Here is a 25,700-nt window from a genome sequence, read left to right as displayed (position 1 = left end):
GAGGGAGCGGCGGCCTTCGGGTATCGATCAGAAGGTACAGCCCGCCGTCCACATGACGTGCTTGCAGTCGAGTTCGACCTCGGCGGCCTGCGGTTGGCCGGCAAAGGTGCAGCCTGCGGTCCACATGACGTGCTTGCAGTCGGTGGCGGCGACGTTCTCATCGGGGACGGCCAGCAGCGTGCAGGCGAGGGTCGTCAGGACATGCCCGCAATCCGCGACCGATTCGGCGGCCTGGAACGTGCATCCTGCGGTCCACAACACGTCCTTGCACCCCGGTGTCGCACCAAGCGCACCGGTCTGCTCGTCACCCAGCGTGCAGGCCAGCGTCGTCAGCACATTGCCGCAATCGACCGCCGCGGCCGGCTGCGCGACACCCAGCGTACAGAGCGTCGTGGTGAGGAGCTGGACGCATTCCACGGCATTCTGCTGTTGCCCTGCAAACGTGCAGCCTGCGGTCCACATGACGTGCTTGCAGTCCGCTGCCTGCGCTTCGGCGCCGACGGGGACCGGCGCGCACCAGGTTGGTCGTGCAGTGGCCAATGTGATGCACATGGCGTCACCGGCGGCAGGCGCCTGGGCATCGAGCGTACAGGCCAGCGTGGTGAGCACGTTGCCGCACGCTCCGGCACCGCCCTGTTTCCCGACACCCTGCCCGCCCATGAACGTGCAGCCCAGGCTGAAGACGGTTTGCACGCACCCGACCGCCGCAGCGGGCGCGGCTTGCGGTGCGCCGAGCGTGCAGACCAGCGTGGTCAGCACGTTGCCGCAATCCGCCGCCACCGCCTGCTGGCCGGCGAAGGTGCAGCCTGCGGTCCACATCACGTCCTTGCAGCCCGGAGTGCCGGCTCCCACGCCGGCCGCCGTGTCCACACCGATCGTGCAGACGATCGTACCCGTTACGAGCGCGCAACCGACACCGACGGGGCTGCCGCCGCCATGACGTTGCTGAACGGAGCCACCGAGATAATTCTGAGCATAACCAGTCATAGCGCCTTCTCCTATGTTTCCGGACTATCCGGAGCGATGAGGCGATCGTGGGGGCTGTTCTGCCAGAACACAGGTCGCCGCAACCAGTAGCACGTATTGGTGCACTGATCTTCAGGCTAGGATTCAAGAACACGACACGGCTCTTGACTCTAGTCATGATATGATAGAATCGATTGATAGTTAATCAGTTGTCAAAGAATCGGTTACTGTTGTTACGTGATTCTCGACCTGGCAGCTTCATGATCTGATTGAGATTTGGCCGCAATTATCAATTGAACCAAATTCGATTATATTCGGCGCAAAGCATCCGAGATGGACAAGTTCTGCCACAAGAACAGGCGGCTATGCTGTGTCGATAAGGAAGAGTTTCACGGCCGAGACCGGGTGGCGCCTAACGATCGAGATCCAGACTGGCCGCGATTTCGGGGCGGTGGCGGCGGTATTGCACCGAGATGGAGCACTACCGGCCGGAGTCGTCGCGTCAGGGCGACCTGCGGGTGGAACCGGGGCGACCTGCCGGTGGAGCCGGGGCGACCTGCCGGTGGAGCCGGGGGGCGACCTGCCGGTATCGCCAATCTGGCAGGTCCGGCAGGTCGCGGTTCGGGGAGCGTGGAAGTTGTCGACCTGCGATCAGCTGATGTGGACGGCCTTGGTGACGAGGTGTGCGGCGATGCCCTCGGGGCCGTCCTCCGAGCCGTGGCCGCTGTCCTTGACGCCGCCGAACGGGCTGTCGGGATAGCTCAGGCGGACGGTGTTGATGCCGATCATGCCGGCTTCGATCGCATCGCCGAGCATGTTCTGGCGCCGGCCATTCTCGGTGAAGCAGTAGGCGGCAAGGCCGAAGGGCAGGCGGTTGGCTTCGGTGATCGCGTCCTCGTCGCTGCCGAACCGGCTGAGCAGGGCGACCGGGCCGAACGGTTCCTCGTTCATCGCGCGGGCCGACAGCGGCACGTCCGACAGGACGGTCGGCTGGAAGAAGAACCCGCCCTGGCCGCCATAGTCGCCGCCCGCCAGCAGCTTCGCACCGTGGCTGGTCGCGTCGCCGACCAGCTCGGCGATCGCATCGGGGCGGCGTGCATTGGCCATCGGGCCCATCTGGCTTGCCGAATCCATGCCGTCGCCGACCTTCAGCGCACGCGTCCGCTCGGCAAAGCCCGTAGCGAACCGGTCATAGATACCGTCCTGCACGTGGAAGCGGGTCGGCGCGACGCAGACCTGCCCGGCGTTGCGGAACTTGTGCGCGACCAGCGTGTCAAGCGTCTTGTCGAGATCGCAATCGTCGAACACCAACACCGGGCCATGACCGCCGAGCTCCATCGTGGTGTGCATCATCGTGTCGGCGGCCAGTTTCATCAGCGCCTTGCCGACCGGCACCGATCCGGTGAAGCTCAGTTTCCGCGTGATCGGCGAGGCGAGCAGCTGACGCGAGACCATGTCGGGCACGCCGAACACGCACTGCGCGACGTCGCCGGGCAAGCCGGCATCCTGGAAACAGCGCAGCACTTCGACCGCGCTGCCCGCGGTTTCCTCGGACGGCTTGATGATGATCGAGCAGCCCGCCGCGAGCGCCGGGGCGATCTTCCGCACGACGTTCATGACGGGGAAGTTCCATGCGCAGAACGCGGCGACCGGACCGACCGGCTGGTGCAGGACGAGGCTGCGGGTGCCCGAGGGGCGGGGCAGGACGCGGCCATAGACGCGCAGGCCCTCGGCGGCGTGGAAATCGAGCAGGGCGGCGGCGAATGCGACCTCGCCTTTCGCTTCGGACTGGATCTTGCCCTGTTCGAGCGTAGCGATGCGGGCGATATGATCCGCGCGCTCGCGCAGCAGCTGCGCGGTCCGCGTCAGGATCGCGGCGCGCTTTTCGGGCGGCGTCGCACGCCACGCGACGAACCCACGCTGCGTCGCCTCGAGCGCGCGATCGAGATCGGCGGCACTGGCGAGCGGCAGGGCGGCTTGCCCTCCACCGGTCGCCGGATTGAGCACATCGCGCGTATCGCGACCGTCCCCGGTCAGCCATTCGCCGGCGATGTAAAGCCCGAGCTTGGTGTCGTAGGTCGCAGTCATTGGCGTTTCTCCGTGTAGTGCGTCGATCGAACCGTCGGGTTTATGTCGTCGCGGTACGGCGCAAATGTAACCCTTTGCCGGAAAGCGGGCTCATGGTTCATCATGGACAAGCTCTCGATCCACAATAAGCCCGCCCCGAACGGGTCCGGCGGTCGGTCACCTCACTTCGTCGTGTAACCGCCGTTGACCAGGATCGTCTGCCCGGTCATCCACCAGCCGTCCGACACCAGGACGCGGATGAAGCTTCCTTCAGGAAAAAGAACGCGGTCTTGGCGCGACCAGTGCCGCATCTTCGCCAGCGTCGTCGACTGCTCCAGCTTCACGCGTACAGCCTGCCGCTGAACGTCTTCGACGAGGGCGCACGTAGGCCCGGCGCGGCGTTCTCGCTAACCGCCATAGCGCCCAATCAACGCCCGCCGTAGCATCCGGTCCTCCAGCGAATAATACAGTGCTATCCGGTCGCCCGCCTTCACGGCCGACGCGGCAAACGCGATGTCGGTTGCCTCACGAGACAACGCGGGCGGGGGGACCAGCAGCGGTTCCAACCCACGTCCTGTCACGTGCGCGAAATCAGGACTGAAGCTGATCCAGCCGATCCGCCAGCGCGCATCGTGCGTCGCGCCGTTGTAGAACATGACCGGATCCTGCCCCTCCGCCTGCCAGATCGGCCCGGTCGACAGATGCCAATTGTCCCAGCTGTCCGCGCGGATGCCGAACGGATTCGGTAGCACGGTCCACGGGCCCTTCGGCGTCGGCCCGCCCGCCATGCCGATCCGCGACGCGCCCTTTGCGGCATATTCGTAGAACAGGCGCCAGTCCCCAGCCGCGGTCTGCGCGAGCGTGGCTTCCTTGATATTTCCTTCGCCCGGCGGTGCCTTCAGGACGAGGTCTTCCTTGACCAGTGCGGTCAGGTCGGGGCCCGCGGCGAGGATCATGCACCCTTGGGCGCGCGCTGCGTCGACGCCGGTATAGTAAACGAGATACTCGTGGCCCGTCACGAGAACGGTTGGATCCTCACAGCCGCCCAGGTCTTCGGCACCCGGGCCAGGCGTGATGGCAAGACCCGGATCCATCTGGAAGGTCAGCCCGTCGCGACTCTCCCCGCGCGCGATGATCCCGGTCGGATCGCGAGGCTCGAGCGGATGCGGCACGCCGCGCACCATGATCCGGTACAGGTCGCCTTCCTGCCAGACGAACGGACTCATCAGGTCCATGCCCTCGATTACCGACGCGGTGGAGATCGTGACGGTATCGAGCTGCTCGACTGCGTACGTGATCGTCATGCGCCCTGCGCCACGGTCAGCGACAGCGCGCCGTCGATCGTTACGGTGGTACCGGTGATGTAGTCGGCCGCCGGCGACAGCAGGAACACGACCAGCGCCGCGACCTCGTCGGGCCGTCCGGCGCGCTTCCACGGGATCGCCGCCTCCTTCGCCGCGAGCTCGTCCGGATGATCGAGCGCGGACTGATTCATCGGCGTCAGGATCATTCCCGGCGCGACCCCGTTCACCGCGATACCCTTGGGGGCCAGTTCCAGCGCCAGGGTAGCCGTCAACTGCGACAGGCCACCCTTGGCAGAATCGTAATCGACTCCGCCCGGCCGCGGCGCGCGTTCGTGGATCGACGATATGTTGACGATCCGGCCCCTGGCATTCTTCGCTTCGAGCGCGCGGACCAGCCGACGGCAGGTTAGGAACGGGCCGTAAAGATCGGAACGGATGACACGGTCGAACTGCGCAAGTTCCATGTCTACGAGCATCACGCCGCTCATGTTCAATCCGGCCGAATTGACCAGCAGGCTGACGGTGCCGAACGCCTTTTCAGCTACCGCGAACACCCGTTCGACAGCGGCTTCGTCACCGACATCGGCTTGGACCGCGATCGCGCGATCGTCGCCGCCGATCGATGTGCAGACCATTTGCGCCGCCGCCGCATCCTTGAAATAGGTGATCACGACGCGGGCACCATTGTCGCCCAACGCCTTGGCGCAGGCAGCGCCAATTCCGGACTCACCGCCAGTGACGATCACGATTTGATTGTTGAACAGGGTCATCGCCACTGAACCTGCGGCACGACATCGCAGTTGCATGAATTCGCTGCCATGATCGCCTGCCCGGACCGCCGTCGATCACGCACGGCACCCGGTTGACACCGTCATCATGCGGCCCTGCGCACCCTAAAGCGTTGGTTCCCGCGTGCCCGCGTCACGAGATCAATACGCGAAGCGGAGCGTGGCGATGACGCTGCGCGGCGCGGCGTAGAAGCCCGATGCGTATTTCAGCGTGCCGAGATACTTGGTGTTGGTGACGTTGCGGACGTTCAGGCTCGCGCGCACCCGGTCGACGACGCGGATGCTGCCCAGCAGGTCGAGCGTCGCATACCCCTTCTGGCGGATCGCGATGGCGTCGCCCGCCGCGTCGAGGATGCCGCTCGGCGCGCTCATCCGGCTCTGGTAACGGAACTGGCCACCTAGCTTGAGGTCCCGCAGATTCTCGATCGTGTAGGTCGCCGCCAGCTTGAAGGTGTCGCGCGGGACGAACAGCCGTGCGGCCTCGCCGTCGTCGCCCTCGAGCTTCAGATGCGTGAAGCCGCTCGATACCAGCCAACGCTCCGACACATGGCCAGCGACCTCGACCTCGAACCCCTTCGAGATGGTGTCGCGACCGACATAGTAACTGGTGCCGATCTGACCCGCGGGGTTGGTGGCGTCGAACTGCCCGGCAAAGTCGGCAAGTCCCTTCTGCTTTGCCTGGAAGATCGAGGCCGCGGCGTAGATGCGCCCACCCAGCCATTCGCCCTTTACGCCGCCCTCGATGCTCGTGCCCTTGGCGGGATCGAGCCGACGATTGGTGGCATCGACTTCGCTCTGCGGATTGAAGATGTCGGTATAGCTTGCGTACAGCGTCAGGTTCGAGGTCAGGTCGAACAGCAAGCCCGCATAGGGGCTGAGCGTGTTGTTGTTCCGCGCCTGGTCGACGCCGTACGAATAGCCCGAGCTCTTGAGCCAGATCGCGGTCCCGCCGATGACCGCCTTCAGCCGATCGGCCAGATTGACCTGCATCGATCCGTAAGCGCGCGTCAGCCGGTCGCGGGTATCGGCCTGGATCTGCACGTCCGGATAGTCTGGCTCGACCGCACTGAGGCTGGCGATCTGGCGAATGTCGCCATAGTCTACAAAGGTGGTCGATAGCGCGCCATATTGCGTGCCGTTCGAGATGCCGTTGGAAAAGCCGAACGCGAGCTGGTGGCGACGGCCGAACAGGTCGACGCTGCCGGACGCATAGGCATCCGCCATGTACTGCTTGTTCTGCGACGGATAGATCCCGGTCTGGCCGAGGATGCCCTGCCCGGTGGTCGGGTCGGGCGTGCCGAAGGCGTAGAGGATCTTGGCCCGTTCCTGCCAGTTGCGGTAGGTATAGACGCCACGCACCGACCAGTCGCCGCCCAGCTTCAGCGTCAGCTCGCCGAATATGGACTGGTCCAGCACGTTCCAATAGGTCCAGTCGGCCGAGGTGGATGCCGAGCGTGCGTAATCGATCCGGCTGCCGTCGCTGTAGACCAGCGGGAGCGAGCCCCACAGCACGCCGTCGGACCTGTTGTCCTGCCGCATATAGCCCGCAGTCGCGGTCAGCGACGGCAGCACGTCCCATGAGACGAGGCCTGCATAGACGTCGCGGTTGACGTGGTTGTAGTCGAGATAGCTGTCATGCTCGTCATGCGCGGCGATCGCACGGACGCGTAGCGTGCCGTCCTGGGTGATCGGGCCGGACACGTCGGCCTCCAGCCGGCGCTGGTCGAACGAGCCGAGAAAGGCCGAGGCATTGGCGTGGAATTCGGGGGTGGGGCGCTTGCGCAGATAGTTGATCGTCGCGGAGGGATTGCCGACGCCGGTCATGATCGCGTTGGCGCCGCGCACCGCCTCGACCCGCTCGAACAGCACGGTGTCGAGGTCGCCGGTCTGGATGTTGAAGAACAGCGGCAGGCCGATGCCGTCGATCTGGAAATTGGTGATGTCGAAGCCGCGCGAATTATATTCGGTACGGTCTGTCTCGGTACGTTCGACGTTGATACCGACGGTCTGCGTCAGCAGATCGTTCGCGTTGGTGATCGCGAAGTCGTCGATCCGCTCGCGGTCGATGATGGTGATCGACTGGGGTGTCTCGCGCAGCGACAGCGCCAGGCCAGTAGGTGATGCGCTGTGCTTGTCGTCGGCCTTGCTGCTCTTCGACCCGGTGACGATGATGTCGTCGGAGCGTTGTGGATCGGGCGTAGCGCTGGGTGCGTCATCGACGATGCCGACTGGCTTTGCCGCGTGAGCGTTGGCGACAAGCGCCGGCGAAGCGACGCCAACCAGCAGCCCCGCGAACAGGTTCAAACTCATAACTACCTCCGAGATCATCACGCCCCCCGGCGTGTCCAGAGCCCCTAGCGATGGAGCTACTGCGAGGCAATCGCAAAAACGACGCCGAGACTGGTCAACGCTCCGCTGAGCCCCAGCGATCAATTTGTCGGCGTCATCTCTGGAATCCGGCTGGCGGCGTGCCGACGGAGGGATCCTCCTCGTAGATGTAGTCGCCCAGGAAAACGATCAGGTCAGGATCCTCGGCGACGGTATTGGCCCAGGCGCCGAATTGCCCGTCCTCGTATTTCTGGCACGAGCCGAAGCAGAAGCGCAGCCGGTCGGGCATCGCGTGGCGAGCGGCCGCGACGCAAGCCTGGTCCACAGCACGACGCCGTCTGGGGTCGGATCGCCCGACGCGACGCCGAAACTGAACAGCCGCTCGGATGTCAGTGCACCGGCGCGTCCGAAGCCGAGCAGGGCAGGGGCAGCGGCCGCCGCGCCGATGATCGTACGCCGGGTGAGCATGAGACCTCGCGCCCCTTCAACAGGTATCGGCGCGCATCGCTGCCGCATTACTGCTGCATGTCGCGGATCGGCGACACCGTGATGACAGTCGCGGTGGTCCAGTGGCTGGATCGCAAGCTCAGCGTTGCCCGCCGACCGGACAATAGCCGGGCGGACCGGGCCGCGTTCAACGATCGGCCGTGCCGGCACCGTTGCATAGGACGGGAGCAAGTTGGGACGTGAGGGAATGGCAGAAATGCCGGTGCGCAAGTTTTCGAAAGAGGCGGCTACACCGGTCGCTTTGTACGCAGCTTCATGCGTATCGGGATCCGTAAAGTGCCATCACGCGCGAGGATCGTGCCATTCAGCCACTCAGGCGGTGGCTGGTGACCCCTACGAGAATCGAACTCGTGCTTACGCCGTGAGAGGGCGTCGTCCTAACCGCTAGACGAAGGGGCCGTTAGCAGATGCGGGCGTCTACGGAATGGTCTGGCGGCCGTCAAGACGGTTGCCAAACATTCCGGGGACGCCCGATCGTTTTCTTACGCCGCGACCTTCTTGCGCTCGGCCATTTCCTCGTTGAGCATCTCGGCGAGCAGGAAGGCAAGCTCCAGGCTCTGGCTGGCGTTGAGGCGTGGGTCGCAGTGCGTGTGGTAGCGATCCGCCAGCGATTGCTCGGTCACGTCGACCGCGCCGCCGGTGCATTCGGTCACGTTCTGCCCGGTCATCTCGGCATGGATGCCGCCAGCGTGCGTGCCCTCTGCGCGGTGGACCGCAAAGAAGCCGCGCACTTCGGCGAGGATCCGGTCGAACGGGCGCGTCTTGTAGCCGTTGGCGGCCTTGACGACGTTGCCGTGCATCGGGTCGCAGCTCCAGACCACCGGATGGCCTTCGCGCGTGACGGCACGGACCAGACGGGGCAGGTTCGCCTCGATCTTGTCATAGCCGTAGCGCGTAATCAGCGTCATCCGGCCGGGGATGCGCGCCGGGTTCAGCGTGTCGAGCATCCGCAGCAGCGCGTCGGGCTCGAGGCTCGGACCGCACTTGATGCCGATCGGGTTGCCGATGCCGCGCAAATACTCGACATGCGAAGACCCTTCGAAGCGCGTGCGATCGCCGATCCACAGGAAATGCGCGCTGGTGTCGTACCAGTCGCCGGTCAGCGAATCCTGCCGCGTCAGCGCCTGCTCGTACTGGAGCAGCAGCGCCTCGTGGCTGGTGTAGAAATGCGTCTGCGCGAGCTGCGGCACGGTCTCGGGATCGATCCCGCAGGCGGCCATGAACTCGAGCGCCTCGCCGATCCGGTCCGCGGTCTCGGCATATTTCTTCGACCAGGGGCTGCGGCCCATGAAATCGTGCGTCCAGCGGTGGACCTGGTGCAGGTTCGCATACCCCCCTTGCGCGAACGCGCGCAGCAGGTTGAGCGTGGCCGCCGACTGCGAATAGGCGCGGATCATGCGCTGCGGATCGGGCGCGCGCGACTCCGCGGTGAAGGCGATGTCGTTGACGTTGTCGCCGCGGTACGACGGCAGCTCGACGCCACCGATCGTCTCGGTATCGGTCGAGCGCGGCTTCGCAAATTGGCCGGCCATGCGGCCGAGCTTCACGACCGGCAACTTCGACGCGAAGGTCAGCACGACCGCCATCTGGAGGATGACGCGGAACGTGTCGCGGATGTTGTTCGCGCTATGCTCGGCGAAGGACTCGGCGCAATCGCCACCCTGAAGCAGGAAAGCCTTGCCGGCGGCGACCTCGGCAAGCGACGCGGTCAGGTTGCGCGCTTCGCCCGCGAAGACGAGCGGCGGGAAACTGGCGAGCTGATCGGTCGCTGCGGTCAGCGCTGCGGCGTCGGGATAGGTAGGGAGCTGGCGTGCTTCGTGATGCGTCCAGCTGTCGGGGGCCCAGTTCGCGGCCATATCATGTCGTCCGGATGGTGAATTGTGGGGCTGGCCATGCGCGAAAACGCCTTTTCGCGCAACGAAGTAAAGCTTTGGGGCGGGTGTGGCGGCGGGTTCAATAGCCCGCGTCGAGATCGGCGACGTTCTTCATCGGCGTGCCGGCACGGAACGCGGCAAGGTTTTCGAGAAACAGCGCCGCGCCGCGTGCGTACATCGTGGTCTGGCTGCGGCCCGACAGGTGCATCGTGATAATGGCGTTGGGGGTCGACCAGAGCGGATGCTCGGGCGGCAGCGGCTCGGGATTGGTCGGGTCGAGCACCGCGCCGGCGATGCCGCCGTCGGTGAGCGCGGCGATCAACGCGTCGTCGTCGATCATGTCGCCGCGCGCGATATTGATCAGCCATGCGGACGGCTTCATCGCCGCGAGTTCGTCACGGCCGATCATCACATGCGTCGCGCCGGTCGAGGGGGCGGCAAGGATGACCCAGTCGAAGTCGCCGAGCCGGTCGCGCCAGGCGTCGGGCGAGATCGTGCCGTCGCGGCCGGTGCGCGTGACGCCGGTCACGTCGACTCCGAACGCCGCCAGCCGATCGCCGATCATCCGGCCGATCGTGCCGTAGCCGATGACGAGCGCCTTGGTGCCGGCGAGCTCGATCTTGCCGGGCGCGTCCTTCAGCCAGTCGTGGCGGTCCTGCGCGCGCAACACCGTGTCGAAGCGCTTGGCGGCGACGAGCACGGCCATCACCGCATATTCGGCGACCGCGATGGCGTTGATTCCGGCGCCGTTGGTCAGCGTCACGTCATTGGCGCGCAGCGTGTCGAGCGGGAACGCGTCGAGCCCGGCGTAGATCGTGGAGACCCACTGGAGTTTAGGTCCGGCGTGGCGAATCGCTTCGGCGACGAGTTCGGTCGGCTGCATGTCGACCCAAGCGATGTCCGCGTCGGCGATCATCGCGTTGGCTTCCGCGGGTTTGGCGAACCACGCGACGTCGAGGTCGGCTGGGAGATGCGGTTCGAGGAGGGGGCGGGCGGCGGCGGGGAGGACGGCTTTCATTGGGGGAGCATCGGCCGGGCGCGCGCTATGTCAAGTTTGCGAGGGGGTGATACGATCACGCGCTTCTCGCGATCCTCCCCCGCCAGGGGGAGGTGGCGCCGGAGGCGACGGAGGGGGCGGACCCGGAGCAGAGGGTATCGCGTACCTCCCCCTCCGTCAGGCTGCGCCTGCCACCTCCCCCTTGCGGGGGAGGATTGGGGAGGCATCATCTCTTTACCGTTGGAGCGTGTCGATCGGGCGTCTTAGAGCGCGATCTTCCAGTCCCAGCCGAGCGAGTCGCCGTCCATGACGTCGACGCCGGCCGCTGTCAGTTCGTCGCGGATCGCGTCCGACGTGCCGAAGTCCTTCGCGGCGCGGGCGTCGCGACGGTCCGACAGGCGGGCGGCGATCGTCGCTTCGTCGATCGTCGCGGTCACGGGCCGGATGCGGAGGTCCTCGCGGCGGATCGTTCCGAGATCGAGCCCGAGCACCGCGTCGAAATCGACCAGCGCGTCGAGGCGGTCCGCCGGCGCGATACGCTTGTCCGCGAGCAGTTCGTCGAGGATCGGCAGTGCGCGCGGGGTCGCGAGGTCGTCCGACACCGCGGCGTCGAGTCGTTCGCGGTAGGCGAGCGCGCTACCCGACGGGCCACCCGGCCCGCGGGCGGACAGCGTCTCCACGGTCATCGCCAGCCGCTTCAACCGGGTCTGCGCTGCCGCCAGATTCTCCCACGAGAACTCCAGCTCGCTGCGATAGTGCGCCTGGAGGCACATCAGGCGGTAGGCGAGCGGATGGAAGCCGCGGTCGACCAGCGTCTGCAGCGTGGTGAATTCGCCGCCCGACTTCGACATCTTCCCCGAGCGTTCGACCAGGAAGTTGTTGTGCATCCACAGCGTCGCGCCGGTGTCGCCGCAGTCGCAATGCGCCTGGTTCTGCGCGATCTCGTTGGGGTGGTGGATCTCGCGGTGATCGATCCCGCCGGTGTGGATGTCGAAGGTGTCGCCGAGATACTGCTTGCTCATCACCGAGCATTCGAGATGCCAACCCGGCGCGCCGCGACCCCAAGGCGAGTCCCATTCCATCTGGCGATTTTCGCCCGGCGCGGACGTCCGCCAGATCGCGAAGTCCTGCGGATGGCGCTTGCCCGCCACCGGATCGATCCGGCTCTCGCCGGCGTCGTCCTGCGACCGTGCGAGGCGGCCGTAATCGGGGACGGTCGAGGTGTCGAAATACAGCCCGTCCGGCAACTGGTAGCAATGCTTTGCCGCGATCGCCTGACCGAATGCGATCATCTCGTCGATATGATCGGTGGCGAGCGGGAATTTGCTCGGCGGGCGGATGTTGAGGTCGTCGAGGTTGCGCTTGAAAGCCTCGGTATAATGGCGCGCGATCGCCCAGATATCCTGGCCGCTGGCGCGCGCGGCCGCCTCCATCTTGTCGTCGCCGACGTCCGCATCCGACGTCAGGTGGCCGACATCGGTGATGTTGATGATGTGGGTGAGCGGATAGCCCTTCCACGTCAGCACGCGGCTGAGCGTGTCGGTGAAGACATAGGCGCGCAGATTGCCGATATGTGCGTAGTTGTAGACCGTCGGGCCGCAGGAATAGATGCCGACATTGGTGGGATCGATCGGCGTGAACGTCTCGAGCTGGCGCGTGAGGCTGTTATACAGGGTCAGGGGGGTACGGGTCATGCTGCTGCTCTTAGCGATGCATGATCCCTCCCGCAAAGCCGGCAAAGTCGAGGCTGCACATGAATCCAAGCGCGGTTTGGCTTGAAACGCCCGCCCTCGCCTGATAGGGGCCCCAGTTCATGCGGCGCGGACCTATTCGCGACGGCAAAAATCTATTCGACCGGAGCTTAACGGGTTTATGCAGATCATCGTACGCGACAACAACGTCGACCAGGCCCTTCGCGCGCTCAAGAAGAAGCTGCAGCGCGAAGGCGTGTATCGCGAGATGAAGCTGCGCCGGCACTATGAGAAGCCGTCGGAGAAGCGCGCTCGCGAGCGTGCAGCGGCGATTCGTCGTTCGCGCAAGCTCGACCGCAAGCGCGCCGAGCGCGACGGCGCACGGTAAGAACGGATCGACCCGTACCCGGTGACCGGGTCGGGTCGGTATGTACGGGGGCGGCCGAGAACGGCGCCCCCGCTTGCTTTCCAACGGCACGCGCGGCGCTCCGGCGTGACCAGATGATCCCAGATTATCTAGGGCCTTGATCCGATGTCGACCGTCACCGCAGTACCGTTGCAGCCCACCAAGCGCAGCTATCTCGTCTATCTCTGGGTCGGCATCGCGCTCGCGCTGATCGCCGCGGTCGCGCTTGCGCGTCAGGGCGACGATCCACTGGCCCGAAACGCTCGCGCCAAGGGCGTGGTCGTGACGGCGTCGGGATTGCAGTACAAGGTGATCGCGCCCGGCAAGCCCGGTGCCGCCAAGCCGACCGATGCGGACGTTGCGCTGGTGAACTACGAGGGCAAGCTGCTCAACGGCACGACTTTCGACAAGTCGCAGCAGCCGACGCCGATGCCGGTAACCGGCGTCGTTCCGGGCTTCTCGGAGGCGCTGAAGCTGATGCCGAAGGGCTCGAAGTATCGCTTCTGGATGAAGCCGGCGCTTGGCTATGGCGACAAGGCCGCGGGGCCGATCCCGGCGAACTCGACGCTGGTGTTCGACGTCGAGCTGCTCGACTTCCTGCCGCAGAGCGTTGTGCAGCAGATGCAGGCACAGGCCCAGATGGGTCGCGGCGGTCCGGGCGGCATGCCTGGTGGTGCACCGGGCGGCGCGCCGGGCCAGCCTCAGCCGTAAGCCAGCCTCAGCCGTAAGGACGCGATCGGCCAGCGAATGCTGGTCCGCCTCGCCGGCTTGATAATATCTTGAGATCAGCAAGCGCGTCCTCGGCTAGCCGGGGGCGCGTTTTTCGTTTGGGCAGGCCTGCGATCGCGGGATGATCGCGCGCGGGAAGGTTCTTGGGGTTTGCTGCGAGACGCCGGTGTTCGACCCTGACTATGGAACCACCGGGAAGCGCGCTGCGAAACAGGTCCGGTGACATCAGCTAGCCGGATTAGACGCGCGATTCGTTCGCGGGCGCCGCTGCGATGCAGTATGAAGCCGTGCTGCTATGCGGTGATCTGGCTATCGGGCGGAGGATATCGACGGTACGCCTCTGCGGCAGGCAAAAAAATAGCGGCCCGAAGACCGCTATTTTCCGAACCAAGTCGTAAGACTTAGTTGCTGTCCGAATCGTCGTCGTTGTCTGCAACGATAACGATACCGGCGACAACTGCAGCTGCTGCGAGAACCGCAACGATGATGCCGCCGCCTGCCAGCTCGTTCTTGTCAGCCGAAACCGAACCCGAACGAACCGTAGCCGACGACGTTGCCGGTGCTGCCATGGCCGGAGCAACTGCCATCGTGGCTGCTGCTGCGGTCAGGAGATATTTCCCAAGACGCATGATGAACTCCCTTTGTGCTCGTCAGCCCGGCATTGGCATGAAACCGCCACCGAGGCAACCGAGGTCTGGATAACGGTGCGAAGTCTTCCGCACTGTTGCGGCAGTGCAACACACTGACGCCCCATCCTTATACCGATCGAAAACCCTGGGAGAAGCGACAGTTTGCTTGTCGTAGGTTATTTTGTGCCGCTCCAGCCGACCCGCGCGGCGGGATCTGCTGCCGTCTGCAACGCCCATGTCTCGGCGCCCTCGAGTCCCAGCGCGGTCAGTCGGCCCGACGCGTAGGCGCCGGTATCGATGCCGATCCGGTGGCCGCGCCGCTCGACCTCGTCGGTCATCGTGTGACCGTGGACGATGGTCTTTTCGAGTGTCGAACGATGATCGAGGAACGGATCGCGGATCCAGCGCAGGTCGGACGTCCGCTGCAGATTGAGCGGCGTATCGGGGCGGACGCCGGCATGGACGAACGCGTAGTCGCCGATCACGATCATGTCTTCGAAGCGACGCAGGAATTCCCGATGCTCGTCCGGCACCAGTGCGTCGATGCGGTGGACGAGTTCCTCATAGTCCAGTCGTTCGTATTCGGCCGCGTCCATGCCGTAGCTCAGGATGGTCTCGCGGCCACCGATTCGGCAGAACAGGCGAAGCGCCTTGGGCTCGCCGTCGAGCGCGCCGAGGAAGATTTCCTCGTGGTTGCCGAGCAGGAAACGAACGTCGCGGCGCGTGGCGGCAAGAGTGCGCAAGCGGTCGATCACCGTGGCAGAGGCGGGGCCGCGATCGACGATATCGCCGAGAAACACGATGGTCGTGTCCGCGGGGCCGCGCGCCTGTTCGTCCGCCTCGATCAGGCCGATCAATTCCTCGAGCAGGTCCGCACAGCCGTGAATATCGCCCACCGCATAGACGCGGCGACCGTCGGGAACCGTTCGTTGGTTGGTCTTGGCACTGGTACGAGACTTGAAAAGCTTTGAAATCATGCTGCTATCGATGGGGAGGGGAAGATGTACGAGAGCTGATCGGACGCGTGGTCGTTTAGGATGTTCCATGGCGGGTCGCAACGTATCGCGGGGTATTCGGGCGGGCCGCCGAGACGGACCGCCGAGACGGGCCGCCGAGACGGACCGAATGAGACTCGCGCCTATGTCGCATGACGCGGCCGCGCGCGATGGCTAAGGGAGATGCCATGTCGATGATCCCCCGCTTGTTGCCGCTCCTGCTGCTCACCGCCGCGTCGCCCGCCAAAGAGCCCGCCAGAGAGGATGCGCCCAGCCTCCCGTTCTTCGAGACGCTGCGTGCCGCCGACCTCCGCCTGGCGACGATCGCCTATCGACTGACGACCGCAAACGCGGCGCTGTGCGATCGGCAGCAACCGCAGATCGGGATGCCGATCCATGCGCTGACGCAATATGGGCCGGCTGCGCGCAAGTCCGCGGCCACGGCATTCGGGTTCGAATCGACGATCGGCGTCGAGGCGGTCGTCCCGGGCGCGCCGGCCGACCGGGCGGGGATACGCGCAAACGACTCGATCGTCGCGATCAACGACACCGCGCAACCCGGGTTGCCGGGCGCGGATGCGACCGAGGGCGCGGGGGCACGCGATGCGGCTGAGGCGGTCATCGCCGCTGCGCCGATTGCCAAGCCGCTGCGGTTGACGGTGTTGCGCGGAGCACAGCGTTTGCCGATCGCGGTGCAGCCGGTCGCGGGCTGTCGCTCGCGGTTCGAGATCCTGCTCGGCAGCGGGCTGGGCGCAACAGCGGACGGCGCGATCGTGCAGATCGGCGAGCGGTTCTTCGAGAACTATACCGACGAGGAGATCGCGGTCGTCGTCTCGCACGAGCTGGCGCACAATATCCTGCGCCACCGCGACAGGCTCGACGCCGCGAAGATCAACCGGGGCCTGCTGGCCGAACTCGGTCGCAACGGTCGGCTGATCCGCGAGACGGAGGATCAGGCGGATCTGCTGGGAATCTACCTGCTCGCCAATGCCGGCTATGATCCGATGTCGGCGCCGAAATTCTGGCGGCAGAAGGGCGGCACGATCGACGGCGGACTGTTCCGCAGCCGCACCCATGCCTCGTCCAAGGCACGCGCCGAGGTGCTCGAAGCCGCGGCGCGCGAGATCGCGGCGACTCCGACGCGACCGATCATCCCACCAGTCGTTGCGACTCGAGACGTGCCGTTGCGGTGACCAAGGGCGCTGCGGCGCGCGGCTGATCCGGCCAGATGCCGCGCGTGTCGAGAACCGCCTTGTCGGCGCGTTCCTCGAGCGGGATCGATTTGAACACGTCGTGATCGACGAGCACGATCATGATCGAACAGGTCTCTATCGCGGTATCGACGTCGATCAGCGTGGCGCCGGTATTCGCCAGCACGGCGGGCAGCGTCTGCGCATAGGGCTCGACGATTCGCACACGGTCGCCGAACTGCCGTGCCACCGCTTCGGCGACCTTGAGGGCCGGGCTCTCGCGGAAGTCGTCGATGTTCGCCTTGAACGCGAGGCCGAGGCACGCGACCGTTGCGCCCGGCGACGCTTCGACGAGCGCCGCGACCTGCGCGATGACGTGGTCGGTCTTGCCGTCGTTCACCTCGCGCGCGGTGCGGATCAGCGGGGTCTGGTCGGGCGCGGCATGGACGAGGAACCACGGGTCGACGGCGATGCAATGCCCGCCGACGCCAGGACCGGGCTGGAGGATGTTGACGCGCGGATGGCGGTTGGCGAGGCGGATCACCTCCCACACGTCGACGCCCATCGTGTCGGCGATCAGCGACAATTCGTTGGCAAACGCGATGTTGACGTCACGAAACGCGTTCTCGGTGAGCTTGGTCATCTCCGCCGCACGTGCGGTGGTGGTGACGCAGGCACCGCGGACGAAGCGACGGTAGAAGGTCAGCGCCTTGCGCGCGCACCGCGGCGTGATGCCGCCGATGACGCGGTCGTTGTCGATCAGCTCGACCAGGATGCGGCCGGGCAGCACGCGCTCCGGGCAATAGGCGATGGCGATGTCCGCCTGGTCGCCGGTCTTGCCCGGTACGCGCAGGTCTGGACGCAGCGTCGCCAGCAGATCGCGGACCTTCTCGGTGGTGCCGACCGGCGAGGTCGATTCGAGGATGATCGTGTCGCCGGCTTTTAGCACCGACGCGATCGTCGTCGCGGCATCGAGGACATAGCCGATGTTCGGCGCGTGATCGGCGTCGAACGGGGTCGGCACGGCGATGACGAAGACGTCCGCGGGCTCGATCGCGGTCGAGGCGCGCAACGTGCCGCGCGCGACGACGCCGGAGACGAGGCCGTCGAGATCGACCTCTTCGATATGCACGCGGCCCGAATTGACGGTCTCGACGACAGATTCGGTCACGTCGACGCCGAGCACCTGCGCACCGGTCCGCGCGATGATCGCCGCGGTGGGAAGGCCGATATAGCCGAGCCCGAGCACGACGACGGTGAGGTTAGTATCCGACAGCATGTCAGGCGCCCTTTGCGAGTGTTCTTGCGATTGTCCCGGCGATCCTGGCCGCGGCATGGCCGTCCCCGAACGGGTTATGCGCGCGCGCCATCGCGGCATATACCGCGGGGTCGTCGAGCAGCGTGAAGATTTCGGACACGATCCGGTCCTCGTCGGTGCCGATCAGTTTGGCGGTGCCGGCGGCCACGCCTTCCGGCCGTTCGGTCGTCTCGCGCATCACGAGCACGGGCTTGCCGAGCGCGGGCGCCTCCTCCTGTACGCCGCCCGAATCGGTCAGGACGATGTCCGCCATCCCGAGCGCGCGGACGAAATGCGGGTAATCGAGCGGCTCGATCCGCGCGACGTTGGCGCGCTCGCCCAGGATCGCGTCCATCACCGAGACGACATTGGGGTTGGGGTGAACGGGGAACAGCACCGCGACGTCCTCGCGCTCGGCGATCCGGCCGATCGCGCGGGCGATCGCCGCCATGCCGTCGCCGAAATTCTCGCGGCGGTGTGTGGTGACCAGGATAATACGTCTACCGGCGAAGCGCGCTGCGATCGCATCCAGGCTCGCTGCCAGCGCAGGATCAGCCGCGACGCGGTCCGCGGTCCAGTGGAGCGCGTCGATCACCGTGTTGCCGGTGACGTGGATCGTGTCGGCCGGGATCGTTTCGCGCCGCAGTGCCTCGGCCGCGGTCTCGGTCGGCGCGAAGTGCAAAGCGGCGATCGGCGCGACGATGCGGCGGTTCACCTCTTCTGGCCAGGGCTGGTAGATGTCGCCCGAGCGCAGCCCCGCCTCGACATGCGCGACCGGAACCTTGCGGTAATAGGCGGCGAGCGCGCCCGTCATCGCGGTTGCGGTATCGCCCTGCACCATGACGAGATCGGGCCTCTCGGCGTCCATCACGTCGCCGAGCCCGGTGAGCAGACGTGCGGTCAGGCGATCGAGCGTCTGGCCCGGCTCCATCAGGTCGAGATCGATGTCGGGCGACAGATCGGCGATAGCGAGGACCTGGTCCAGCAACCCGCGATGTTGCGCCGTGACGCAGGTTCGCACCGTGAGGCCACGCGTCGCCGCCAGCGCGCGGATCACCGGAAAGAGTTTGATCGCTTCGGGGCGTGTTCCGAAAATGACGAGGATCTTGGACATGGAACCTCTCTAGCCGACGATATTTAATGACGCGCTAACCGGTTACAGCGTTTCTTTGATCGGGTGACCGGAATTGCGCGGGTCCGTAACGACCGGTAAATGGTGCAGCGCAACCAACGACCTCGAAGACATAATTGGAGCTCCGAATGACGATCAAGCCGCTTCGCAAGGCCGTATTTCCCGTTGCCGGGCTCGGCACGCGCTTTCTCCCCGCGACCAAGTCGATGCCCAAGGAAATGCTGACCGTCGTCGACAAGCCGCTGATCCAATATGCGGTCGAGGAAGCGCTGGAGGCGGGGATCGAGCAGATCATCTTCGTGACCGGACGCGGCAAGGGCGCGCTCGAGGATCATTTCGATATCTCCTACGAGCTCGAGGACACGATGCGCGCGCGCGGCAAGTCGCTCGACGCGATCAGCCAGATCCGGATGAAGCCGGGTTCGCCGGTGTATGTTCGCCAGCAGGAGCCGCTGGGCCTCGGCCATGCGGTGTGGTGCGCGCGCGAGATCGTGGGTGACGAGCCGTTCGCCGTGCTGCTGCCCGACGAGCTGATGGTCGGCAAGCCGGGCTTCATGAAGCAGATGGTCGAAGCGTATAACCAGGTGGGCGGCAACGTCATCGGTGCGCTCGAAGTCGCCGATTCCGAAACCGACAAATACGGCATCATCTCGCCCGGCGCGATCGATGGTCGACTGACCGAGGTCAAGGCGCTGGTCGAGAAGCCCAAGCAGGGTACGGCGCCGTCGAACCTGATGATTCCGGGCCGCTATATCCTCCAGCCCGACGTGATGCGGATCCTGGAGAACCAGGAGAAGGGTGCGGGTGGCGAAATCCAGCTGACCGATGCGATGGCGCAGCTGATCGGCAACCAGCCGTTCCACGGCTTTACCTTCGATGGCCAGCGCTATGATTGCGGCGACAAGGCGGGGTACATCCAGGCGAACCTGGCGATCGCGCTGTCGCGGGCCGACATCGGTCCGGCCGTGCGTCAGTTCGCCAAGGGTTTGCTCGCTAGCTGAGCACGCCCCTTCGTCGGTCTACCGAGGGGGCCGTCTATCGAAGGGGCCGTCTATCGAAGGGGCCGTCTATCGAAGGGGCCGTCTATCGAAGGGTAGGGGTTCCGCAGGCGCGGCACCCCGGATCCTTCGGCAGGCGGATCGAGCGAAAGCGGAGCGCTAACAGGTCGATCAACAGCAGCTTCCCCGCAGGATCGTCGCCGAACGGGGCGATCGCGCGCAAGACTTCCAGCGCGGCCAGACTGCCGATCACGCCGGTAACGGGGCCCAATACGCCGTCCTCCGCGCAGCTCGTCTCCGCCCGTTCGGGGTCTTCGCCGACGAAGCAGCGATAGCAGGGCTTGTCCGCTTCCCAGCCGCGATAGGTGGCGAGCTGTCCTTCAAACTGCCCGACCGCGGCGGAAACGAGCGGGATCTTCGCGGCATGGGCGGCATCGGCGACGCAGAAGCGGGTCGCGAAATTGTCGCAGCCGTCGAGCACGACGTCCGCACCGGCTAGCAGGCTTGCTACGTTCGTCGCATCGATCCGAACGCGGTGCGTTTCGATCGCGACGTGCGGGTTGATCCGCTGGACCGCCGCTGCGGCCGCGTCGACTTTGGCGACGCCGGTGTCCGCAGTGGTGAAGATCGTCTGGCGCTGGAGGTTCGAGGGCTCGACCCGGTCGTTGTCGATCAGGATCAGGCGACCGACTCCGGCGGCGCCCAGATACTGGATCGCGGGCGAGCCGATTCCGCCGGCACCGACGACCGCGACGGTCGCGGCCTTCAGGCGCGCCTGTCCCGAGCCGCCGAATTCCTTGAGCACGATATGCCGCGCGTACCGGGTGAGTTCGTCGTCGGAGAGGATCATGCGCCCCAGGCGAACGTCAGGCTGGTGCGATACCAGGTGTCGGTATCGGTATCGACCACATCGATCGAATCACGCGCGCCGAGGATGACGCCGGCCGCATATTGCTCGACCGTCGGGCAGTCGATCGCGCGGGGCGTGATACGGCGGACCCGGCCGTCGGGCGTCATCAACACCGCCAGATCGAGGCTGAGAGACCAGCCCTGCACCGTCCGGACCGCCTTCGCGCAACGCCCGGCCATGACTTCGCCGTGGACATAGGCCGAGGTGTTGGCGAGCGTGGTCGCCTGTCGACGGATGCGCAGGACGGGCAGCGTGCTCCAGTCCTGCGGTGGCAGTGGGCCGGATACGGGAACGGCCATGGGGGGCGTCGCCGGGACCGTGGGGACGACCGGCATCTGATCGGCTTGCGGTGTCGCGGCCTGGAGCAGAAGGAGGAACGCGGCGATCATCGGCCGGTCGATCCGAAGCCGCCCGCACCTCGGGCGGTGTCGTCGAGCGTCGCGACCTCGTCCAGCGTGGCGCGGAGGACGACCGCGGGGACCAGTTGCGCGATGCGGTCGCCGCGGGCGATCGCGAACGGCTCCTGGCCGAGATTGGCGAGGATGACCTTCACTTCGCCGCGATAGTCGCTGTCGATCGTGCCCGGCGTGTTGAGGCAGGTGACGCCGTGCTTGAGCGCGAGGCCGGAGCGGGGGCGGACCTGCACCTCGTGGCCTGCGGGAATGGCGATCGCGAAGCCGGTCGCGACGGCTGCGCGTGCACCGGGAGCGAGCGTCAGCGCTTCGGCGGAGACGACATCCATCCCGGCCGCGCCGTCGGTCGCATAGGCAGGCAAGGGCAGGCCTTCGCCGTGCGGCAGGCGCTTCAGTTCGATACGGATCATGATGCGGCTTCTAGCGCATCGGCGATGCGGTCCGCCAGTCGGGCGGCGACCGCGTCCTTGGGCAGGCGTTCCCAGCTTTCGACACCCGCCGCGGTGACGAGGTGGACGCTATTGTCCGCGCCGCCCATCACATCGCCCGACACGTCGTTGGCGACGATCCAGTCGGCCTGTTTGCGGACGCGCTTGGCGGTGGCGTGTTCGAGCACGCGCTCGGTCTCGGCGGCGAACCCGATGAGGAGGCGAGGGCGGTGCGGGCTGCGCGCCAAAGTCGCGAGAATGTCGGGGTTTTCCGCGAGCGTCAGCGTGGGGGTGGCGTCGCCCTTCTTGATCTTCTGCGCGACGGACTCGACGTGCCAGTCCGCCACGGCGGCAACCATGACGGCGGCGTCGGCGGGCAGCGCCCGGTCCACCGCGTCGGCCATCTCGCGTGCGGTTTCCACATCGATCCGGTCGACCGCGGGCGGGGTCGCCAGCGTCACGGGGCCGGCGACGAGCGTCACGCGTGCGCCGAGCCGCGCGAGCGCTGCGGCGATCGCGAAGCCCTGTTTGCCCGACGAACGATTGGCGATGTAGCGGACCGGGTCGATCGGCTCGTGAGTCGGCCCCGCGGTAACGAGGACGTGGCGGCCCGCGAGCCGCTTTGGCGGGGCGGGGGCGAGCATGGCTTCGATCGCGGCGAGGATCGCGGGGGGCTCGGGCAGGCGGCCGGGGCCGTATTCGCCGCACGCCATCGCGCCCTCGTCGGGCTGCATCACGGTCACGCCGTCGGCGCGGAGCTGCGCGACGTTGCGCACGGTTGCGGCATGCTCCCACATGCGGACGTTCATCGCAGGGGCTACCAAGACCGGTTTGTCGGTCGCGAGCAGCAGCGTCGTCGCGAGGTCGTTCGCGAGCCCGCCTGCCATGCGCGCGATCAGGTCGGCGGTGGCGGGGGCGACGACGATCAGGTCGGCCTGGCGGCTGAGCTGGATATGACCCATCTCGGCCTCGTCCTTGAGGTCCCACAGCGTCGTGTAGACCTTGTCCTCGCTGAGCGCGGCGATCGTCATCGGGGTGACGAAATGATGCGCCGCCTCGGTCATCACGCAGCGCACGATGTGACCGCCGGACTTCAGCAGGCGGATCAGTTCGGCCGCCTTGTAGGCGGCGATCCCGCCACCGACGATCAGGAGAATGCGCGTCATGGGGTGCCTTTAGCGGATAATGCGCGTCACGGTAATGCGTCGGCTGTCGAGCGCGGCGTGGATCAGATCGCGCAAGGCGTCGGGGACGAAGACGAGGCCGGACAGGAGCAAGGGTGTTACCAGCAACGCCCAGTGCGGCGTCTCCTCCGTGCCGAACACTGATATCAGCAGCGCGACGAGAATGATCGTCGCGAGCGCGCGGAGGGCGAGCGGATCGCGCCATGTCGCCCAGCCGAACAGCGCAAGGCCGATGATCGGCGCGGCCAGACCCAGCGGTAGCCAGGCGAGGGCGGTGGCCGAGACGGCGGCGGACACGAACGCGCCGAAACCTAGCAACCCGGTCCAGTCGAAGACCATGTCGTCGAGCGGCTTGATGACCTGCGCCACGGCGTAGGCGTGGATCGCCAGTATCACGGCGGCGACGATCAGCGCGGTGGCCCAGCCGAGCGCCTCGCGCCGCTGACGTTCCGCCAGCGCGAACGCCAGCATGACGATCAGATAGAGCGTGGCGGTCTCGCGAACGACTGCCGCCGCCAGCCCGAACGCGACCGCGTCGACATAACGCCCGCGGCGCCTGATCGCGAGCGACAGCGCTATCGCGAGCCCCGCCCAGAGGTCGGGCAACGGCGCGAGCGATGGCTGGAGCAGCGGCGCGAGGCTCGCGAACAGCAGCAGCGCGACTGCCGCCCGCGCCGTGCGCGTCTTCACCACGGGTCGTATACGCCCGTAGCAGGCGACTGCGACCGCTGCGGTCAGCAGGTATAGCAGCGCCATCACCGCGATGCTGGGCAACGCGGCCTCGATGACCGCCAGCGTCGGCAGGCGGAACGCGGTGAACGGCGCGAGCGGATAGCCGCCGGCGCGCAACGCATCCGCGGTCACCGCATAGTAATTGCCGCCGTTCCGGATGCCCTCGACGATCATGGCGTAGATCGCGGTATCGGTATTCTGCGGCGGTGCGGACAGCGCGGACAGGGTCGTGGTCAGGAGCAGCGCCAGCAGCGCGACCACCGCCCGCGCGGCGGCCTGCGAGATGTTTGCGAACCGTGACGGCGCCGCGAGCCAGACCGGGGTCAGCGGGCGGCGCATCGTCACGTCACGCTGAACCACGTTCCTACGACGCCGACGAGCGCGGCGATCACCGCCACTGCCGCATAGCGCCAGCCGCCGCCGATCCGGATCACTTCGATCTCGCGCAACGGCATCGTCGGCGGGGCGCCACCGGGGGCGGGGTAATGCGCTTCGATCCGGCGGACCAACTCGGGCAGCCTCGTCAGCGTCTGGAAATCGGCGATCAGGCGGTCGGCGATCATCGCCTCGGGGCCGAGTTCGCCGCGGATCCAGTCGCGGACGAACGGCTCGGCGGCTTCCCACAGGTTGATGTCGGGGTTCAGGCTGGTGGCGACGCCCTCGACCATCACCATCGTCTTCTGCAGCAGGAGCAGATGCGGCTGCGTCACCATGTCGAAATCGCGCGTGATCGAGAATAGGCTGTCGAGCATCATGCCGATCGACATGTCCTTGACCGGCAACCCGCGCATCGGCTCGCCGACCGCGCGCAGCGCCGTCGCGAACTCGCCGACGTCGTGATAGGCGGGGACGTAGCCGGCCTCGAAATGGATCTCGGCAACGCGTTTATAGTTGCCGGTGATCAGGCCGTAGAGGATCTCGGCGAGCCAGACGCGGGCGCGGCGGTCGATCCGGCCCATGATCCCGAAATCGATCGCGGCAATGCGGTTGCCCGGCAGTGCGAACAGGTTCCCCTGATGCATGTCGGCGTGGAAGAACCCGTCGGCGATCGCCTGGCGCAGGAACGCGCGGACCAATGTCTGGGCGAGCGCGGGGAGGTCGTAGCCGGCCGCGACCAAGGCTGGGCGGTCGGACAGCTTGATGCCGTCGATCCACTCGATCGTCATGACCTTGTTGGTCGAGCGCGCCCAGTCGATCGCGGGGATGACGAAATCGGGTTCGGCGGTCATGCCCTCGGCGAGCTCGGAGGCCGAGGCTGCTTCGCGACGGAAGTTCAGTTCGCTGAGCGTCCAGCGCTTGAAGGTCTCGATCGTGAGGCGCGGGCGGAGGCGCATCGCCTCGGGGCTGAGCGCCTCGAGTTGTGCTGCCGCCCAGCCATAGGTGTCGATCGCGCGGGCGAAATCGTCCTCGACGCCGGGGCGCAGGACCTTGACCGCGACCTGGCGGCCGTCGGTGGTGACGGCGCGGTGGACCTGCGCGATCGATGCGGCGCCGACCGGGATCGGTTCGATGCGGGAGAACAACGTCTCAAGCGGCTTGCCGAAGCTTGCCAGCATCGCCGCCTCGATCGTCGCGTAAGGGACGGGGGAGAGCTGGTCCTGGAGGCGCAACAGGTCCTGCGCTGCCGCTTCGCCGACGAGGTCGGGGCGCGTGGCGAGTGTCTGGCCGAGCTTGATCGCGGCGGGGCCGATCGCCTGGAATGCGTCTGCGTAGCGCGGCACCTTCGGCACCCGCGCCCCGAACCTAGCGAGTCGCGCGAGGCGACGGACGGGGGCGGGCGTGTTCGGATCGCGCTCGATCCCGCTCAGCGCTCCGTGACGGGCGAGGATGCGGCCCCATTTCAGGAGGCGCCAGACGTGGGTGGTCGACGCGGTCACTGGGCCTGTGCGCCGGAAGAAGAGATTCGTTCACGCGAAGGCGCGATGGCGCGAAGCCAGAAGATTGGTTCACGCGGAGACGCGGAGACGCGGAGGTGGTGCGTCTCGCCGCGACTGCGGCCTTTCATCATCGGCGAAAAATTGACGAAGCGCTGACGCGAAGGAGAATTGGCGCCTTCGCGCCCACTTGCTCTCCGCGTCTCCGCGTCTCCGCGAGAAACCAACTTCTCGCCCCTTCGGCAAAGCTCAGGACAGGCT

Annotated in this window: 24 protein-coding genes, 1 tRNA gene and 1 pseudogene; 4 read left to right on the top strand and 22 right to left on the bottom strand. The window is 66.4% G+C overall.

Features of this window, described 5'->3' with window-relative positions; all coding sequences use genetic code 11:
* Positions 1-27 precede the first annotated feature (27 nt).
* The 12 genes and pseudogenes from EQZ23_RS19740 to cysS all read right to left on the bottom strand — a co-directional run bounded on the left by EQZ23_RS19740 (position 28) and on the right by cysS (position 12,525).
* Positions 28-987, bottom strand: a complete 960-nt coding sequence (locus EQZ23_RS19740; RefSeq protein ID WP_164913384.1) for a hypothetical protein — start codon at positions 985-987, stop codon at positions 28-30.
* A gap of 630 nt (positions 988-1,617) precedes the next feature.
* On the bottom strand, positions 1,618-3,054 hold the full coding sequence (locus EQZ23_RS05640; RefSeq protein WP_128453382.1) for an NAD-dependent succinate-semialdehyde dehydrogenase: 1,437 nt from the start codon (positions 3,052-3,054) through the stop codon (positions 1,618-1,620).
* A 161-nt stretch (positions 3,055-3,215) separates the two neighbouring features.
* Positions 3,216-3,377: a hypothetical protein gene (locus tag EQZ23_RS20185; protein WP_240663289.1), complete on the bottom strand. Its 162-nt coding sequence runs from the start codon at positions 3,375-3,377 to the stop codon at positions 3,216-3,218.
* Positions 3,378-3,440: 63 nt separating this feature from the next.
* Positions 3,441-4,337 carry a glycosidase gene (locus EQZ23_RS05630; RefSeq protein WP_128453381.1) on the bottom strand — a complete coding sequence of 299 codons (897 nt, stop codon included), beginning with the start codon at positions 4,335-4,337 and terminating at the stop codon, positions 3,441-3,443.
* Entirely contained in the window at positions 4,334-5,107 is a 774-nt protein-coding gene (locus EQZ23_RS05625; protein ID WP_128453380.1) for an SDR family oxidoreductase, read from the bottom strand. Before EQZ23_RS05625 ends, EQZ23_RS05630 begins: the two co-directional genes overlap by 4 nt.
* Positions 5,108-5,266: 159 nt before the next feature.
* The gene (locus EQZ23_RS05620; protein ID WP_128453379.1) at positions 5,267-7,435 is read right to left on the bottom strand and encodes a TonB-dependent siderophore receptor; all 2,169 of its coding nucleotides are present in this window, start codon (positions 7,433-7,435) and stop codon (positions 5,267-5,269) included.
* A 133-nt stretch (positions 7,436-7,568) separates the two neighbouring features.
* Positions 7,569-7,742, bottom strand: coding sequence for an alkaline phosphatase D family protein (locus EQZ23_RS20180; protein ID WP_240663286.1), 174 nt, complete (start codon positions 7,740-7,742; stop codon positions 7,569-7,571).
* 35 nt (positions 7,743-7,777) lie between these two features.
* Positions 7,778-7,921: pseudogene (locus EQZ23_RS20175) on the bottom strand (hypothetical protein); the annotation flags it as partial.
* 363 nt (positions 7,922-8,284) lie between these two features.
* Positions 8,285-8,359: transfer RNA gene (locus tag EQZ23_RS05610), tRNA-Glu, on the bottom strand.
* Between the two features lie 83 nt (positions 8,360-8,442).
* Positions 8,443-9,816 (bottom strand): 3-deoxy-7-phosphoheptulonate synthase class II, encoded by a 1,374-nt coding sequence (locus EQZ23_RS05605; protein WP_128453378.1) that lies wholly within the window; start codon positions 9,814-9,816, stop codon positions 8,443-8,445.
* A 97-nt stretch (positions 9,817-9,913) separates the two neighbouring features.
* Positions 9,914-10,852, bottom strand: a complete 939-nt coding sequence (locus EQZ23_RS05600; protein ID WP_128453377.1) for a D-2-hydroxyacid dehydrogenase — start codon at positions 10,850-10,852, stop codon at positions 9,914-9,916.
* A gap of 242 nt (positions 10,853-11,094) precedes the next feature.
* Positions 11,095-12,525 carry a cysteine--tRNA ligase gene (gene cysS / locus EQZ23_RS05595; protein WP_128453376.1) on the bottom strand — a complete coding sequence of 477 codons (1,431 nt, stop codon included), beginning with the start codon at positions 12,523-12,525 and terminating at the stop codon, positions 11,095-11,097.
* A 178-nt stretch (positions 12,526-12,703) separates the two neighbouring features.
* Here cysS and rpsU point away from each other — a divergent pair, with 178 nt between their 5' ends.
* Both rpsU and EQZ23_RS05585 read left to right on the top strand, forming a co-directional pair.
* A complete protein-coding gene (gene rpsU, locus EQZ23_RS05590) occupies positions 12,704-12,910 on the top strand; it encodes a 30S ribosomal protein S21 (RefSeq protein ID WP_055878578.1) in 207 nt (68 codons plus the stop codon).
* 144 nt (positions 12,911-13,054) lie between these two features.
* Positions 13,055-13,639, top strand: coding sequence for an FKBP-type peptidyl-prolyl cis-trans isomerase (locus EQZ23_RS05585; protein WP_128453375.1), 585 nt, complete (start codon positions 13,055-13,057; stop codon positions 13,637-13,639).
* Between the two features lie 419 nt (positions 13,640-14,058).
* Here the strand turns inward: EQZ23_RS05585 and EQZ23_RS05580 are convergent, their stop codons facing one another.
* Together EQZ23_RS05580 and EQZ23_RS05575 are read right to left on the bottom strand one after the other, a co-directional pair.
* Positions 14,059-14,286, bottom strand: a complete 228-nt coding sequence (locus EQZ23_RS05580) for a hypothetical protein (RefSeq protein ID WP_187503383.1) — start codon at positions 14,284-14,286, stop codon at positions 14,059-14,061.
* 176 nt (positions 14,287-14,462) lie between these two features.
* Entirely contained in the window at positions 14,463-15,263 is an 801-nt protein-coding gene (locus tag EQZ23_RS05575) for a metallophosphoesterase family protein (RefSeq protein ID WP_128453374.1), read from the bottom strand.
* 206 nt (positions 15,264-15,469) lie between these two features.
* Here EQZ23_RS05575 and EQZ23_RS05570 point away from each other — a divergent pair, with 206 nt between their 5' ends.
* Positions 15,470-16,474, top strand: a complete 1,005-nt coding sequence (locus EQZ23_RS05570) for a M48 family metallopeptidase (RefSeq protein WP_128453373.1) — start codon at positions 15,470-15,472, stop codon at positions 16,472-16,474.
* On the opposite strand, the gene wecC is transcribed toward EQZ23_RS05570, so the two are convergent.
* Positions 16,431-17,750 (bottom strand): UDP-N-acetyl-D-mannosamine dehydrogenase, encoded by a 1,320-nt coding sequence (gene wecC, locus EQZ23_RS05565; RefSeq protein ID WP_128453372.1) that lies wholly within the window; start codon positions 17,748-17,750, stop codon positions 16,431-16,433. The two genes, EQZ23_RS05570 and wecC, sit on opposite strands and share 44 nt — an antisense overlap.
* Before the next feature lies 1 nt (position 17,751).
* Complete coding sequence (wecB, locus tag EQZ23_RS05560; RefSeq protein ID WP_128453371.1) at positions 17,752-18,882, bottom strand: UDP-N-acetylglucosamine 2-epimerase (non-hydrolyzing); 1,131 nt, start codon at positions 18,880-18,882, stop codon at positions 17,752-17,754.
* Between the two features lie 146 nt (positions 18,883-19,028).
* Here wecB and galU point away from each other — a divergent pair, with 146 nt between their 5' ends.
* The gene (galU, locus tag EQZ23_RS05555) at positions 19,029-19,901 is read left to right on the top strand and encodes a UTP--glucose-1-phosphate uridylyltransferase GalU (protein WP_128453370.1); all 873 of its coding nucleotides are present in this window, start codon (positions 19,029-19,031) and stop codon (positions 19,899-19,901) included.
* A gap of 82 nt (positions 19,902-19,983) precedes the next feature.
* Here the strand turns inward: galU and moeB are convergent, their stop codons facing one another.
* From moeB to ubiB, 6 genes are read right to left on the bottom strand one after another with little or no spacing between them, the layout of a single operon-like run.
* Complete coding sequence (gene moeB / locus EQZ23_RS05550) at positions 19,984-20,748, bottom strand: molybdopterin-synthase adenylyltransferase MoeB (RefSeq protein WP_128453369.1); 765 nt, start codon at positions 20,746-20,748, stop codon at positions 19,984-19,986.
* Positions 20,745-21,197: a hypothetical protein gene (locus tag EQZ23_RS05545; protein ID WP_128453368.1), complete on the bottom strand. Its 453-nt coding sequence runs from the start codon at positions 21,195-21,197 to the stop codon at positions 20,745-20,747. The genes moeB and EQZ23_RS05545 overlap by 4 nt, the downstream gene beginning before the upstream one ends.
* A complete protein-coding gene (dut, locus tag EQZ23_RS05540) occupies positions 21,194-21,631 on the bottom strand; it encodes a dUTP diphosphatase (RefSeq protein ID WP_128453367.1) in 438 nt (145 codons plus the stop codon). Before dut ends, EQZ23_RS05545 begins: the two co-directional genes overlap by 4 nt.
* Positions 21,628-22,815 (bottom strand): bifunctional phosphopantothenoylcysteine decarboxylase/phosphopantothenate--cysteine ligase CoaBC, encoded by a 1,188-nt coding sequence (gene coaBC, locus EQZ23_RS05535; RefSeq protein ID WP_128453366.1) that lies wholly within the window; start codon positions 22,813-22,815, stop codon positions 21,628-21,630. The genes dut and coaBC overlap by 4 nt, the downstream gene beginning before the upstream one ends.
* 9 nt (positions 22,816-22,824) lie before the next feature.
* A complete protein-coding gene (locus tag EQZ23_RS05530) occupies positions 22,825-23,925 on the bottom strand; it encodes a hypothetical protein (RefSeq protein ID WP_240663283.1) in 1,101 nt (366 codons plus the stop codon).
* Entirely contained in the window at positions 23,907-25,442 is a 1,536-nt protein-coding gene (gene ubiB / locus EQZ23_RS05525; RefSeq protein ID WP_128453365.1) for a 2-polyprenylphenol 6-hydroxylase, read from the bottom strand. Before ubiB ends, EQZ23_RS05530 begins: the two co-directional genes overlap by 19 nt.
* Positions 25,443-25,700: the final 258 nt, after the last annotated feature.

The organism is Sphingomonas sp. UV9 (assembly GCF_004101245.1).
Lineage (GTDB): Bacteria > Pseudomonadota > Alphaproteobacteria > Sphingomonadales > Sphingomonadaceae > Sphingomonas.
Note: the sequence above shows the minus strand (reverse complement) of the source record. Positions and strands in the feature narration are given on the sequence as shown.